12 protein-coding genes are annotated in these 15,173 nt (G+C 56.0%); 6 read left to right on the plus strand and 6 right to left on the minus strand.

Annotated features, from left to right (window positions below):
- Positions 1-25: 25 nt before the first annotated feature.
- Both J5Y17_RS00555 and J5Y17_RS00560 read left to right on the plus strand, forming a co-directional pair.
- Complete coding sequence (locus J5Y17_RS00555; RefSeq protein ID WP_219783262.1) at positions 26-1,027, plus strand: glycosyltransferase family 2 protein; 1,002 nt, start codon at positions 26-28, stop codon at positions 1,025-1,027.
- Entirely contained in the window at positions 1,024-2,229 is a 1,206-nt protein-coding gene (locus J5Y17_RS00560) for a glycosyltransferase family 4 protein (RefSeq protein WP_219783263.1), read from the plus strand. Before J5Y17_RS00555 ends, J5Y17_RS00560 begins: the two co-directional genes overlap by 4 nt.
- Here the strand turns inward: J5Y17_RS00560 and J5Y17_RS00565 are convergent, their stop codons facing one another.
- Complete coding sequence (locus tag J5Y17_RS00565; RefSeq protein ID WP_219783264.1) at positions 2,230-3,246, minus strand: hypothetical protein; 1,017 nt, start codon at positions 3,244-3,246, stop codon at positions 2,230-2,232.
- 153 nt (positions 3,247-3,399) lie between these two features.
- Between J5Y17_RS00565 and J5Y17_RS00570 the strand changes: the two genes are divergently transcribed.
- On the plus strand, positions 3,400-3,762 hold the full coding sequence (locus J5Y17_RS00570) for a hypothetical protein (protein ID WP_219783265.1): 363 nt from the start codon (positions 3,400-3,402) through the stop codon (positions 3,760-3,762).
- Between the two features lie 38 nt (positions 3,763-3,800).
- Here J5Y17_RS00570 and J5Y17_RS00575 read toward each other — a convergent pair whose 3' ends face one another.
- Positions 3,801-6,491 (minus strand): glycosyltransferase, encoded by a 2,691-nt coding sequence (locus J5Y17_RS00575; protein ID WP_219783266.1) that lies wholly within the window; start codon positions 6,489-6,491, stop codon positions 3,801-3,803.
- A gap of 134 nt (positions 6,492-6,625) precedes the next feature.
- Between J5Y17_RS00575 and J5Y17_RS00580 the strand changes: the two genes are divergently transcribed.
- A complete protein-coding gene (locus J5Y17_RS00580) occupies positions 6,626-7,387 on the plus strand; it encodes a Stf0 family sulfotransferase (RefSeq protein ID WP_219783267.1) in 762 nt (253 codons plus the stop codon).
- Between the two features lie 30 nt (positions 7,388-7,417).
- Here J5Y17_RS00580 and J5Y17_RS00585 read toward each other — a convergent pair whose 3' ends face one another.
- From J5Y17_RS00585 to J5Y17_RS00595, 3 genes are all read right to left on the minus strand, one after another.
- Complete coding sequence (locus tag J5Y17_RS00585; protein WP_219783268.1) at positions 7,418-8,551, minus strand: polysaccharide pyruvyl transferase family protein; 1,134 nt, start codon at positions 8,549-8,551, stop codon at positions 7,418-7,420.
- 71 nt (positions 8,552-8,622) lie between these two features.
- A complete protein-coding gene (locus tag J5Y17_RS00590; RefSeq protein WP_219783269.1) occupies positions 8,623-9,570 on the minus strand; it encodes a glycosyltransferase family 2 protein in 948 nt (315 codons plus the stop codon).
- Positions 9,567-10,379, minus strand: coding sequence for an ABC transporter permease (locus tag J5Y17_RS00595; protein WP_219783270.1), 813 nt, complete (start codon positions 10,377-10,379; stop codon positions 9,567-9,569). The genes J5Y17_RS00590 and J5Y17_RS00595 overlap by 4 nt, the downstream gene beginning before the upstream one ends.
- 179 nt (positions 10,380-10,558) lie before the next feature.
- On the opposite strand from J5Y17_RS00595, the gene J5Y17_RS00600 reads away from it, so the two are divergent.
- Positions 10,559-11,929 carry a hypothetical protein gene (locus tag J5Y17_RS00600; RefSeq protein WP_219783271.1) on the plus strand — a complete coding sequence of 457 codons (1,371 nt, stop codon included), beginning with the start codon at positions 10,559-10,561 and terminating at the stop codon, positions 11,927-11,929.
- An 8-nt stretch (positions 11,930-11,937) separates the two neighbouring features.
- Complete coding sequence (locus tag J5Y17_RS00605; RefSeq protein ID WP_219783272.1) at positions 11,938-12,618, plus strand: ABC transporter ATP-binding protein; 681 nt, start codon at positions 11,938-11,940, stop codon at positions 12,616-12,618.
- Between the two features lie 63 nt (positions 12,619-12,681).
- Here J5Y17_RS00605 and gyrB read toward each other — a convergent pair whose 3' ends face one another.
- Positions 12,682-15,117 (minus strand): DNA topoisomerase (ATP-hydrolyzing) subunit B, encoded by a 2,436-nt coding sequence (gene gyrB / locus J5Y17_RS00610; protein WP_219783273.1) that lies wholly within the window; start codon positions 15,115-15,117, stop codon positions 12,682-12,684.
- Between the last annotated feature and the right edge of the window lie 56 nt (positions 15,118-15,173).

Raw genomic sequence — 15,173 nt, forward strand, 5'->3', positions numbered from 1 at the left:
AAGAAACGCTTTAAGGTGAGCGGCAATGAAACAGCCGCTTACCTCATTTTCCGATGACCGGCCGTCTGAATGGCCACATGTCACCGTCGCGATCCCCGTCCGGAATGGCGGCGCAAGGTTTCGCGAAGTCTGCGCAACGCTTCGGGATCAAGACTACCCTGGCTTTGACGTGCTCTGCATCGACTCCGGCTCTTCGGATGGCAGTCTCGACATCGTCCGCGAACACGGATTTCGCCTGCACCAAATCTCACCGGAGAACTTTGGTCACGGGCGGACGCGCAATCTCGCTTTTGAACTCTGCGACAGCCCTCTCGTCGCCTTTCTCACTCATGATGCAGTACCTGTCGATGCCGCGTGGCTACGCCACCTCGTGACGGCACTGCAGAGCGCTCCCGATATCGCCGGGGCCTATGGGCGTCACCTTCCGCATCTCAGGACAGACCCCTACGTCATACGAGATTTGAACGCCCATTTTGCGGCACGCATCACGCCGCCGGTTGTTCGCAAACGCGATTTTCCCCGCTTCGATGAGGACGAGCGCCTGCGCCAAACTTGTCATTTTTATTCCGACAATGCCTCAATCATGCGTCGTGACGTCTGGGTGACCTTGCCCTACCCCGATGTCGATTTCGCCGAGGATCAGCTTTGGGCGCTTGCGGCTCTCCATGCGGGCTATGCCATTGCTTATGCTGCCGATGCACCGGTACGACACAGTCACGATTTCGGCCCGTGGGAAAGCTTTCAACGCAGTTTTGACGAAGCACGCTCTTTTCGCAGAAACTTCGGATATCGCATGATCCGAGGCCCTCTGCACGCACTCCGCTCGATCCTCACTCAAATCCTTCGAGATTTGGCTTTAGGCCTACGGCGCGGGTGGATTGTTACTCACCCCAAACGCGTTTTACGCCGGATTGGGGTCGATTTCATGCGACCCCTTGGTCAATATTTCGGAACCCTCGCTGCGCATAGCGATGGGCGCACCCTGTCTTTCCTGTCACGGGACAATCGGTTACGAAAGTCGCCATGATCACGCGTTCGAACCTTCGAAAATTCATGCGTCATGCCCGTCAGGGCGGGGTACGCCACGCGGCCACCATCGCTCTGCGCTATCTTTCCGGCGGCGGCGGCCAAACTCCCACCGGCATGACAGATAGGGTAGCGCGTTTGAATGCGGTCTATTGTGATCCATTTGGCCCTGAGGCGACGGGTGAGAATTCCAACCTCATGCAATGGGTGATCCCCAGCTTCGGCTTCGGCTCCGGTGGCCACATGACGATTTTTCGCTTCATCAACAATCTCGCCGCACTCGGGCATCCACAGCGCGTGGTGATCCTGCCGCCGCACTCTTTCAACACAGCAGAAGACGCCCAACGCGCTATTGCCGAGTGGTATATGCCGCTCAATGCCACAGTAGTTCTCGGTCGTGAATCGATCCTGCCCTGCCATGCTTTGATCGCGACCGGCCATCAAACTGCGCATACGGTCGCCGCCTATCGTGGAGCGACCCATCGACTTTATTTCGTGCAGGATTACGAACCCTATTTCTTCCCGGTCTCCTCCGAAAGCTACATGGCCGAAAGCACCTATCGGCTGGGCCTGATCGGGGTCACGGCGGGCGATTGGCTGGCCGAAAAACTCGCGAAGGACTTTGGCATGAAAACCCATGCTATCTCCTTTGGCGTCAACCACGAGATTTACCATCCGAAGGGTCGCAAGTCAGAGGGTGCGCAAAAGGTCATCTTATTTTATGCCCGCCATGTGACCCAACGACGCCTTGTGGAGCTTGGCCTGGCCGCATTGATGCGGCTGGCGCAAAGACGATCTGATTTCAAAGTGCTGTTCGTGGGCGGCGATATGTCCGGGATCGATATGCCATTTGAGTACGAGCTATTGGGGGAAATGCCCGAGGCGCAGCTTGGCGATGTGTTTCGCCGCAGTGATCTTGGGGTAGTACTAAGCGGCACGAACCTGTCGCTGATGCCGCTGGAACTGGCCGCCTGCCAGTGCGCCGTCTTGATGAACGATGGCCCCAATGCGCGCTGGCTTTTGACAGAGGATGAAGCCTTTTTCGCCGCCGCCGACCCCGCCAGCCTGTCACAAGAAATGGAGCATGCCCTGAGCGACACGGTCGCACGAAAAGCACGTGTTCAAGCCGCATTGGCGCGCGCTCAGAGTGCCGATTGGATGGAGCAGGCCAAGTCGATGGCGCGATTTACCTCCGGGCTGTGATCAGCTTAGCGCCTTCCTTACCCGGCTTTTGAGGCGGCGGACCCCGTTGCGTTCACGCTTGAGGTGGCGTTCGGACTTCTCTGCCTGAACGGCCGTTAGCTTCTTGGAGGTGTCGTCCCATTTCTTCTGCAAAATATCGCGCAGCAAATCTGGGTCATTGACAGGAAGCTTTCGCGGCGCGCGTTTGAGCATAAACAACACCTGCTCAGCGCGCATTTGCATACAAAGCCCCGAGGCCAGTTCCACATATCCCGCCTCAACAGAGGCCTCATGCGCGCGGGCCTTCACACGCCGCAAAGCCGACGCACGACCGGCAGCATCATAACCGAATGGATTGAACATCTCAGGCGCATCACGGCCATCATGTGCCATAACTTTTTCGACCAGCGCCAAGTCGCCTTGCTGGCGAGCGAGCACTTCTTCTTTGCTAACCAAAAGCTCGGTCTTCTGCTCCGCCGTCCTTTTGCGTTCAAGTGTCGGCGACATCCCAAGACCCGACGCAATCATCGCGAATTGATCGTCGAGAGCCTCCGTCACCAACACATAGTTGAATTTTCGCAGGATCGAGACCGCTTTCTCAAAACGCGTCTCGGCGCCGTTATCAATAAAGCTTGGGAATTTCGAAATGAGATAAGTACATTGGAAATCATCCCGAAAAAAACGTTCCATAAACATCTCGGAAGTCAGCTCAACCCCGGTTTTTTTCAGTCTCGCATTGCGGCGATGATTGAAACGCGACCGAGTATGCCCATCCGGCCCGCGCAGCACGACCATGAGCTTAAGATCGGCAGGGTTGGCATAGAGCGTATTGAGATCGCTCACCCCATGGCCTTGGATGCAAAACAGGTCTTTTAGCCCCTTCCCGTCAAGCTCTTCGATCTGCTTAATCCCATTAAGAAACCTGTAAACACGCGAGTTCGGACCCAGAGAAAGCACCTGGTCATTGCCTTTTTCTGTCCGAAAGTGATTAAGGACCGTTGTACCGCCAGTTTTTGGAATATGAGGAAAAATAATCATCGCGACCGCATACTTTCTGTGACTGCCGAACTGGAAAACTCTGTAGCAATTGGGGGCTCTTGCCACAAGATATGAGGCGTGTATGGGCATGGACAGCTATAGGTGTTTGCCCTACTGTCCCGGCAGACTAAAGACTGAGAAAGAGTGCTGTCCGTGACCCTGAAATCAAGCGAGACGACCGAGAGCCTGGCCGAGTCTCTTCGGATCACCAAATTGCAGCTCGCTCGCACCCGTCGCATGAATTCTGCACTGTGGACACGGATGAATTTCGGCGCGTTGCGTCGTGATGAAGACGGTCAAGTGATCAGCAATGACACGGAAAACCGGTTGGCTCTGCTCGAGAGTGAAAACATAGAGCTGACGCGGCAGCTTGAAGCATTGAGTCAGAAGTTTGAAGATGTCTCGCGCACAAATGCTGAGCTTTGGAAACGCGTGCATTACGCCGAAGCTCGCGCCGCGCTGCCACTCAGACGCATGGCCGGAAAAGTTTTGCGCCGGGTCGGACTGTGGCGCTGACATCCTCTCAGAAAGATTGAAGTAGGCGAAACGCGGCTTTACGTGTCTGCCTTTTTTCGTGCCCGCGCGGCCTGAATGCCATCCGCATAGCCGCGATATTTCTCCGCGACCACACGTTTGTAGGCTGCGATTTCCGCATCATCGGCACCATTTGCGGACAACCATTTCGCTTTGTTCATCTGCTCACGCTCGATGGCGCTTTCAACGGCGGAAGCAGAGGTCGGGGCAATCACATACCCGAAATGTGTTAGGAAGAAATCCGCCTCCGTCTTGCAGCGTTTATAGGTTTCTTCTGGGCCGTAGTCATGGGAGTGGATCACTGTGGCGGTCGGCGCATAGACCTTCGCATAGCCCGCTTCAATCATCTCATGCGCCCAGACCTGATCCTCGCCGTAGTCGACCTCCGGATAGGGCAGAGTCTCCCAGACAGAGCGGCGCATGCAGGAATTGTTATCCGAGTAGAAATGCAGGATTTGCTGCCACCGCTCTTCATCATGTCCCCAGACCCGCCCAGAGAGTTTTTTCGAGGTCTTCAGCGGGTAGTTGAGAAACTGTGCAAAATGCGCATCAAGCTCATGGTGCGTCAGGACCGAGTGTTGGGGATAGGCAATGTGACGTCCATATAGACCGGCCGCGTCGGGGAAATGCGTCATCATCGTCCAGATGTCATGCAGCCAGCCGGAATGCGCGGGGATCGCATCCTGCGTCAGGAAACAGATCAGTGACGAAGCGCCAAGTGAGGCGCCGAGATTGCGCGTGCGCCCGTGTTGAAACTCCGCTTGGGGGATGACCTTGAGCGTGATGTCGCTCTGTTCCGCCAGCCACTCTGCTGTGCCATCACTTGAGGAACTGTCGACGCAGATAATGTTCGGACGGACACGCCCCGTCTGATTGCGCAGAGCTTCGATCACGGGCTTCAGCTCATGCATGCCATTCCAAGTTGGGATCACAACATCAACCACGTCTTCGACTTGGCGTGTTGCGCGCCGGATCTGCGCCGCGGCGGTGTCTTCGGTCGCGCCAAGCTCCTTGAGACGCTCCTTGAACGCGGCAGCAACGTGTTCGGCAGAGCTGCGCCAATCGAATTGACCAACCCAATCAAAGGCGCGCTGTGCCTGATCTTCGCGTTTGGCCCTGTCCAAAACAAAAGCCTCGACCTTGTCGGCAATATCAAAGGGATTGGGCCCCGCCAGCGTCACCACACCCTCAGGGAAGATCGCCTGAGTGCTATCGCCCTCAAGCTCCACGACCGGGAGGCCACAGGCCATCATCTCCTGTGGGATGAGCGAATAGTTTGTGGCCGAGAAACAAATGCCCAGATCGCAGGAGCGGTAGAGTATGGCCAGTTCTTCGCTGCTCAATATGCCATGATTGACGGCATCGTAAGGCACTTCGTCAAAGGGCAGATCGTCCTGGCCAAAGAAATGAACCTCGATCGGAAGACCACGTCGGCCCATTTCATCAAGCGCCATCAATGCCAGACCAATCGCGCGACGCGGTGTATGATCGCGGGCGTAGAGACATACGCGGATCGTGCCGTCTTCCGCGCCGAGCCGCGTGGTTTTCCCGTCTCGGCTATACACATCCGAGTCATAAGCCAGGTGAAATCCCCGACTCCAGCGACCGTAGCGCTCGGACAAGATCTTTTGAAGCCAAGGGCTTGCGCAGACACAAGCGAGATCCAAGTCATAGCTGCCGCGCGCCAAAAGGGCGTCGGTGCCCATAGCATAGAAGGAAGGCTCGTGGTCCTGAACGAAATAGAACCGCTCCTTGAACCCCGAACAGGCCGCCGCGACATAGGCCGTGGTCCAGCCGGTCGCAACGACAATATCGCCTGTTGCGTGATAAAGCGCCGGAGAGACAAAACGAACTTTTGCGCCAACACATTGGAAATGCTTGACGATGTCGTCATAGGCTTCGTCTGCGGAGACATGGAAATCACGCCGTTCGATCCAGATGGTGCAAGTATGCCCCATCATTTCAAGATGCCGAATGGTGCGAAAAATGGTCATGTGTCCGCCGCCGCCGCGCGCAAAGTCCGGCACGATCCAATGAATGTCCATGGCCTCGAAATCGATCGCGCCGGGGGCGGCGCGCACACCCTGCTCTCGTGGCAATGTCATCAGATGCGCCAAATGTTTTGGCGCTGAAGAAGCCATGAGATTGCGCTTCATGCGCTTGGCCTGGTCCGGCCGAGCCGCGCGACCCTCCGCTTTTCCGAAAAGCACATAGTGCTCAAACGGGTTGAGCCCCGCTTTCTTGATGTCCGAGTAGGTCTCGATATAAAAGTTCGTATCGAAATCCGGGGAAGGATTATGACCTTTTTTCCAGCCGGCCGTCATGAAATACGTGAGCGGATCTTGTTCCCGACCCAGATCATTCCCGTAGCTGGCGACGTAAAAGTCGCTGTCAAATTGACCGACAACGCGTTTGTCATAGACGTTATGAGGGGCTTTTCCAGAAGTCGTTATAACCTTTGATGCGGCTACTCCGGCCATGGTCCCCGCTGCGATATAGGCCTCCAGCCCAGCACTTTCATCGACCTCTAGCGCCGCGGCCAAATCGAAATCGCTGCAAGGCGATCTCCCTTCGCGCCATCCGATCAAAGCAAAATGTGCGACCGGATCAATGTCATCTTTTTGCAAAGCAACTTCGCGTCCGAGATACCACTCAATGTCCAGCACCTTCGTGACCAGATTCACTTCGTCCTGCGAAAGTGTAAGATCCAAATTTGCCTGCGGTTCTAAACCTTTACCGGAACTCACAAGATCAATCCTCACAATTGCCACGCTAGAGCATTGCGCTCAGAATAGTGATCGTGCAAATCCATAGAGGATGAAAAATGTGAGGTCAAAGAGCTTTCATGGCATTTCCAGCAGAGACCATTGTTTTGTGTGCAACGCAAAGATGTGGTTCAACGATGATCGTCGAAGACATGCGCAACACCGGGGTGCTGGGGCAGCCTGAAGAATGGTTCGTCCCTTGGTCTGCAAAGAAACCCGGCATCAATTGGCGTCAGGCGCTTGGCGGTGTGGTAAAGCGGTCCACCTCTGACAATGGCATTGCGGCGATCAAAGTCATGGCCAATCAGCTTGCCCCCGTTGAGGAATGTCTCGCGACCTTCTCGGACGCACCGTCGGACGCACCTTATTCCCGTTTTGCGCAGGTCACCAAGACAGCGCAATTCGTCAAGCTGGAGCGCAGCGATCTTGTGTATCAGGCGATCTCACGCGTGATCGCGCGCCAGACCGGCATCAACCACGCGACAGGTCAAAAGGGCGACGCCCATTTCGCTGGCAATCTGATGGATGGCTATCAAAGCGATTACAATGCACGCACCCGCTATGATTACAAAATGATCCGGGACGAATGCACACGCATCACCTTGGAAAATCTGACGTGGAGTCGTTTTTTCGAGACACATGGGATTGTGCCAGAAGTGCTTCGCTACGAGGACGTCAGCCAGGACCCGGATATGAAGCATCTCGATATGCTGGCAAGCCTTTTGGGCGTGGCGCTGCCGGAGGAACGGGCTCAGCGCAAGATGGTCAAACTAGGTAACGCGCGGAACACCGAGTGGCGCGAACAATTCTACACCGATCTAGGAGACCGGGATTTCGCCTAAACGAAAAGGGCGACCCTGGGCCGCCCGCCTTCACTGGAAATGCGATGTGAAGAAGGCGTCGAACTCGTCGCAGCGATCTTGATAAGTCGCATTGAAGGTCGAATAATTCGCTTTCTCGAGAACTCGTTCCAGTGAGAACCCTGTCTCAGCCATCTCGTGCACGGAAATGGTCGGCAGGCTCAGGCGTTCACACAACTCTTGCGTGCGTGTGTCATGGACGTACCACACGGCAGGCACCCCAGCGATCATCGCCATCATATTGCCGTGAAAGCGGCACCCAAAGGCAAAGTCCATCGTCTCGACATGCGCGCGCCAGTCGGCCCATTTGAAAAAGATGCGCATGTGATTTTCGGCATAGTTGCGTAGTTTCTCGGCACGCAGCGGCCCAATGCCGAAGTATTTACGGATATTGGCGAATTTCTTTTCATCGATTTCGCGGTGGAACCCGATCCAACTTTCGGCAAAATTAGCCTGCGCGATGTAGTCGTAGCCTTTCTGTAGCGCAAGCTTCATCATCTCGATCTGAATCGGTTTAAGCAGTGCGTCGGCTTCGTATTTGTTCCGGTCACGTTTGTAGGACAGCGCCGCGCGTTCGATGTCATCGACTGAATTCGGCACCTCGATGGAGAAGTTTTTCCCGGTGTTGAGATATGCCGTCGGGCAGCCGGTCACCGTCACATTTGTGATGCCGAGCTTTGCCAAAAGATCCGCGGTAAAGGCCCCACGAACCCCCACACCCTTGGAGTTCGCCGCCGCATATTCGACCAGCCGGACAGTCGCAGGGTGCAGATCCACCGCATCCCCTAGGCTTTCGGCCTGAGCACCGAGACCGACGACGACAAAGGGAAGGCCCGCGTCCTCGACGAATTTGGTGATAAACCCAAAATTGACGCCGGGGTTCAGCATATTCGACGCGGACATCACGATGTAATCGTAATCGCTGCGAATGCTCACGCCCGACGTAAGGCGAATATCAGAGAATGAAAAGTAGTCCAGCCGCGTGATGTTTGGGAACAAGCGCTTCAGATGGCTGCGCACCGCTTCACCGATAAACAGGTTGCCGGAGTTCTTGCCCGCAATCTGGATTTGCTCGTCGAATGGGATGCTGTCGACTTCTGGATAGTCGTCCAAAAACCAACGACAGCCAATCATAAGAATTTTCACGGAAGTCCCCTTCTGGTTGTATCCGGTGCCAGTGCTGGCATATGCCAATGTAAGGAATGAAACAATAACGCTTACAACCGCCCCAAGAACGCCCCAAGCCACAGCGCGAATTGCGACAAATTGGTTTGGCGATAGAGACCCAAAGCCGAGAGCTTGCGCAGGGCACTCAGCCCTGAGGCTTGGTTTAACACCTCAAACATATCGATCCGCGCGCGGATATCAGGTGAGACTCGATCCACGGCCAGGCGCAATGCAGTGATATTGGTCCGGTTCCACCTTTTATATTGACCATCGAACAATCCGCGCACGCGACGCATTTGCGCGCGGAATCCCATGTTCGACCCGATCAGGTTGGCATCATGTTGACGATAGAACAGCGTCGGCACTGGGTCATAGAAAATCTGACCGCCCAAAGCAGACACGATCAGATATGCCCACCAGTCATGCGCCACGACCTCTCGGGTCTGCCCCGCAAGAAGAGCGAGCTCATCGGCGGCCCCAGGCGTCATCAACATGGTATTGCCGCCAGCAAAATTCTGCACCAAAGCATTCGCAAAGCTCTGCGGCCGCTCGAATAATGGCGACAGACCTAGAGGATTTAGCTGCTCATCCGTGATCTTGGTTCGACTGCCATATAAGGCGATGTCCTCGGGGCTCACTGGTGAAAGCATATTTAAGCCACGCGCAAGGCGATCCACATACCAGACATCGTCCTGGTCACAAAAAGCAACATATTCACCACTATTTATGTTATATTGGTTCATTAAAGACATAAAATTTGCTGAGGACGCTCCTCTCTTCGGGCCCTCTATCAATGTGACCTGACCCTTCGGAAAACTCGCCGCGAACTGCGCGACCAAGTCGCGCGTGCTGTCTGTAGATCCGTCGTCGGACACGATCAAACGCCAATTTTCATGCGTCTGAGCCCCGATGCTCTCCAGCTGCTCCGTGATGTGCTGCGCGCCGTTATAGCTGGCCAGAAGGATCGTGACAGTCGGAGTCGTATCGCGTTCAGTCATAGTCTTGTAAGGATGTCACGATTGAACCGGTTGAGCAAAGCCAGACCGATGGCGATCAGGACAAGACCCAAACCAATCGGATAGGACATCGTGACATAATCGCCAGTATATTGTGGATAGAACGCGCGGCGCATCTGGCCAACGATATGCACCACGGGATTCCACCATAGGTAATCCTGATAGGGCTGCGGTACGCGGTCGTGCAGGTAGATCACACCCGAAATGAGCACCAAGGGGCGATTGAGCACCGTCCAGACATGTTGCCACATCGGCAAGTAAGCAATGATCAGCGCATTGATCAGACCAACTCCGATTCCGAGAACCACAGCACCCGTCACGGCCACCACAGCCAGTGCCGCATGAAGTTCAGTGCGGGTTTCCCAGAACATCGTGATGCCCGTAAGCACCACGAACATAATGATGGTTTGCGTTACCATTGAGGCAAGTGCTTTGGCGATCACCGCATCGACATAAGTGATCGAAGGATATTGCAAAAGCGCGCGCGAGGAGCGCACGGCATTGGTCACCCGCCCCGCCATATCGCGGTAGAAATTGAACACCAGAAAGCCCGTGGCATAGAAAATCTGAAAATTCGTCCCCAAGGGCGGGGAGCGCAGGATCAGAGAGAAAATCACTGACATGACGGCGATCCCCGCAATCGGCTCAGCCAGGGTCCAGGCGTAGCCGCCCGTCGTTCGGCTCGAAGAGGTAGCCAACTCACGAATCGTCAGCGCAGAGATCGCCCGCAAAGTGCGAAAGCGCCGATCCTTACGTCCGGTCCATTCAGGGGCGTCATCATACTCTGCCAAGACACGCTCTATGGTTGTAAATCACTGTCGCGGAAAGCTATAGTGCAACAGGGTCCCAAAAGTACAATCGAAAAGGTTGATCTGTGAGCGAAAGCAATAGACCGCCCCATCTGCGCAGTGTTTCAGATGACACTTCCGAATCCGAGAACAGTGCAGAAGAGCGCCGGGCCAAAGCCTTGATGAGGCGTCAGAGACGGGCTGAACTCGAAGCCGAAAAAGCCGATCGCGAGGCGCGGACCGCGCATGTCATCGCCCGCCTTGAAGCTGAAAAAGCTCAGGAAGAAGAACAAAAATTCGGTGCAGCCCAACCCACCAGCCCCCATGTCGTGCGCACTGACGACCAGGATTGGGAGGAGGATGACGAGGGAGACAGCGGGCAGAGCCTACGCAGGCCACCGCCCCTCGGTCGGGTGCCCGAGCCAGCACATATCGCGCATATCCGACTGCGGCACGTCGCCATTCTCGCCAGTTTCCTTCTGGGCGTCATCCTACCAGTTCTGCTCGTCAGCTGGTACATGGTCTTCCGGGCCTCCGATCAATATGTCTCACAACTGTCTTTTTCCGTACGTACCGAAGAGCCCAGTTCTGCGCTCGATATTCTTGGGGGGCTAAGCTCAGTCAGTTCATCCTCTGGCACCTCCGATACGGATGTTTTGTTCAAATACCTGCAAAGCGACGGGTTGGTGCAGGAAATCAACAACGAAATCGATCTGGTCAACCTCTGGAACAAACCAGAGAGAGACCCCTATTACAGCTTTGGCGACGATCACACGATTGAGGCGTTGACCGATCACTGGAACCGGATGGTCGATATCTTCTACGACAGTTCCGCTCATATACTAGAGCTCCGCGCACACGCCTTTACGCCCGAGGACGCTCAGCTGATCAACGATCGCATTCTGGCCAAGAGCTCGAATTTGGTGAACGAACTGAGTTCGATCGCGCGCGAGGACGGCACGCGATACGCCCGCGAAGATCTCGAACAGGCGGTCGAACGACTCAAGGCTGCGCGCTCCGCCATTGCGCGGTTCCGGAGCGAGAACCTGATCCTTGACCCCTCCGCTGAATCGCAAAGCCAGATGGGCCTTCTTAACATGCTGCAACAACAGCTTGCCGATGCGATGGTCGAACATGACATGTTACTGCAAACCACGAACGAGACGGATCCGCGCGTCAATCAGGTACGCAACAAGATTGATGTGATCCGTCGCCGCATCACTGCAGAGCGACAAAATTTCAGCGCCTCTCCTGGCCAGGGGCAGGAGGGCGATGAGCGCGCCTATGCCGCCATCCTTGAGGAATTCGAAAGCCTCTCCGTTGACAAAGAATTTGCAGAACAGGCCTATGTTTCGGCTTTGGCCAGCTACGATTCCGCACTCGCTGATGCAGGTCGCAAAACCCGCTATGTCGCGGCGCATATCAAACCGACCCTACCCCAACGGTCCACGGCACCGCATCGCATGTCGACGATAGCCCTGTTTGCGTTGTTCAATTTTCTGCTCTGGTCCATTGCAGTTCTGGTGTTCTATGCGCTGCGCGACAGACGGTGAATCCGCCCATGATCCGGCTTGAGAATATTTGGAAATCCTTTCGCGTAGACGGCCACACCTACACCGTGGTGCGCGGGGCTTCGGCCGTTTTTCCCGATGGAAAAAGCGTGGCGCTTCTCGGCCGGAACGGGTCTGGGAAGAGCACGATGCTCAAGTTGATTGCGGGCACAATGAAGCCCGATCACGGACGCGTCGTGGCGACGGGTACTGTGTCCTGGCCCGTGGGGTTTGCCGGGAGCTTTCACCGCGAAATGACTGCCGCGCAGAACGTCCGTTTCATCGCACGCGCCTATGGTGTCGATTCGGACGAATTAATTGAATTCACCCGCGACTTTGCCAACCTTGGGAAATATTTCGATCTTCCGATCCGCACGTATTCCTCCGGGATGCGGTCACGCTTGGCCTTTGGCTGCTCCATGGGAATCCGCTTTGACACCTATCTGGTCGATGAGGTGACCTCGGTCGGGGACAAAGACTTCAAGGACAAGGCGCGCGAACTGTTCTACGACCGGATGCGCAATTCTGGCGCCGTGGTAATTTCTCATTCTCGTAGGATGATCCGTGATCTTTGCGACGCGGGCGCTGTATTGGATCGTGGCGAGATCGTCTATTACGACGATGTAGAGGAGGCGATTGCACACCACGAATGGGTCATCGCCAACCGTCCTCGGTTCGAAGCCACTTCTTAAAAGCTTCTTTTATCACGGAAAAAGCGCCGCATCTGAGACGCGGCGCTTTACGAGTTTTAACAATCACGCGTCGAGGTTCTCCACATTCAGCGCATTGTCCTGAATGAACTCGCGCCGCGGCTCCACAACGTCACCCATCAGCTTGGTGAAAATGTCGTCCGCTTCGGCGAAGTCTTCGATTTTTACCTGCAAAAGCGTGCGGGCATCCGGATCCAGCGTGGTTTCCCAAAGCTGATCCGGGTTCATCTCGCCAAGGCCTTTATAGCGCTGAATCGAAAGGCCTTTCTCGCCTTCCTCCAGGATCGCATTCAACAGATCAATCGGACCGTAAATCGCGGTTTCGCGGTCTTTGCGGACAAGTTTCGACGGATCCGTATAGCGTCCATCTGTGGCTTGGACCTCTTGGTTGATCCGACGCGCTTCGCCGCCTCGGAGAATCGCGCCATCAAGGGTGCGGACCTCTTCAACGCCGCGCAGAACGCGGGTCAGACGGATGCCCACATCCTGCGTCGGACGGCCAGACCAGCCGCGCTCATATTCCACTGCGATCATGTCGAGACGTTGGGCGATTAGCTCTGCCGTGCCCGGCAGATCAGCATCCACGCGACCCGGTTCAAACGCGCCAGCAAGCGCCGCCTGTTCTAGGATATGACGCGGATAGTGGGTCGGGAAGGCTTCGAGAATGCGTTTGAAGCTCCGTGCCCCTTCAACCACGCGCGCCAGATCGGCGCCCGCGATCTCTTCGCCGGATTTCAGACGCAGCACGGCACCCTCGACGCCCTGCTGGATGAGGTAATCTTCCATCGCGCCTTGGTCCTTGAGATAGACCTCGGACTTGCCGCGCGCCACTTTGTAGAGCGGCGGCTGGGCGATAAAGAGGTGCCCAGCCTCGATCAGATCCGGCATCTGACGGAAGAAGAACGTGAGCAGAAGCGTGCGGATGTGTGCGCCGTCGACGTCCGCGTCCGTCATGATGACGATTTTGTGGTAGCGCAGCTTATCGAGATTGAACTCGTCGCGCCCGATCCCTGTGCCAAGCGCCATGACAAGGTTGCCGATCTCTTGCGAGGACAGCATCCGGTCAAACCGCGCCCGCTCGACGTTCAGGATTTTACCTTTGAGTGGCAGAATTGCCTGGGTCTGACGATCACGGCCGGTCTGCGCGGAGCCGCCAGCGGAATCCCCCTCGACGAGGAAGACTTCAGTTTTGGAGGGGTCTTTCTCCGAGCAATCTTTGAGCTTGGCCGCGTTGAAATCCATGTCGAGAGCCGATTTGCGACGGGTCAACTCGCGCGCTTTGCGCGCAGCTTCGCGGGCCAGAGCCGCTTCGACAATCTTCGAGACGATCATCTTCGCCTCTGCCGGGTTTTCGTCCATCCACTCGGTGAGCTTTTCCCCAACAAGGTTCTCGACCGCCGGCCGCACCTCGGAGGACACCAGCTTGTCCTTGGTCTGCGACGAGAATTTCGGGTCCGGCACTTTGACGGACAAGACGCAAGTCAGCCCCTCACGCGCATCGTCGCCCGTGAAACTCACTTTTTCCTTTTTGCCGATCCCGTGCTCTTGCGCGTATTTCGTCAGCGTCCGGGTCAGCGCACCACGGAAGCCCGCGAGGTGCGTGCCGCCATCGCGCTGCGGAATGTTGTTGGTGAAGGGCAGGACGTTCTCGTGATAGCTGTCGTTCCACCACATCGCGACCTCAACGCCGATGTCGTCGCGTTCGCCGGTGACAAAAATCGGGTCGGACATCATCGCCGTCTTGTGACGGTCGAGATATTTGACAAATTCCTTCACGCCGCCATCGTAATGCAGCTCGGTCTTGAGCGGCTCAGCCGGACGGTGATCCTCCAGAATGATCCGTACACCGGAGTTCAGGAAGGCCAGTTCACGCAGGCGTTTTTCCAGCGTCTCAAACGAGTATTCGAGGTTGGAGAACGTGCCTTCCGGGTCGCTGGTTTTGGCCGAGGCCAAGAACCGGACCTCGGTCCCTGTCTCGTCGCCCGCATCGCCGATCACTTCGAGATGCTCGGACGTTTCACCTTTGACGAATTTGGCTTTGTGGATCTTACCATTGCGCCAAACCTTGAGTTCCAGCCACTCGGAGAGCGCGTTCACCACGGACACACCCACGCCGTGCAGACCGCCGGACACCTTATAGGAGTTGCTGTCAAATTTGCCGCCTGCGTGCAGCTGGGTCATGATGACCTCGGCAGCGGAAACGCCCTCTTCGGCATGCATATCGGTCGGAATTCCGCGCCCGTTATCCCGCACGGAAACCGAGCTGTCTTTGTGAATAATCACGGTCACATAATCGGCATGACCGGCCAACGCCTCGTCAATGCCGTTGTCCACGACTTCGTAAACCATGTGATGCAGGCCAGAGCCATCATCGGTGTCCCCGATATACATCCCGGGACGTTTGCGAACGGCCTCCAAGCCTTTGAGAACCTTAATGGAATCTGCACCGTAATCGGAGGACTGCTGCGGCGTTTCGGACATGCGGTTTTCCCTATTCTTGCTTGCCTATTTTATACGCGAGCACGCCGGGGATGTCA

It is taken from the genome of Celeribacter sp. PS-C1, from assembly GCF_019429625.1.
GTDB lineage: Bacteria > Pseudomonadota > Alphaproteobacteria > Rhodobacterales > Rhodobacteraceae > Celeribacter.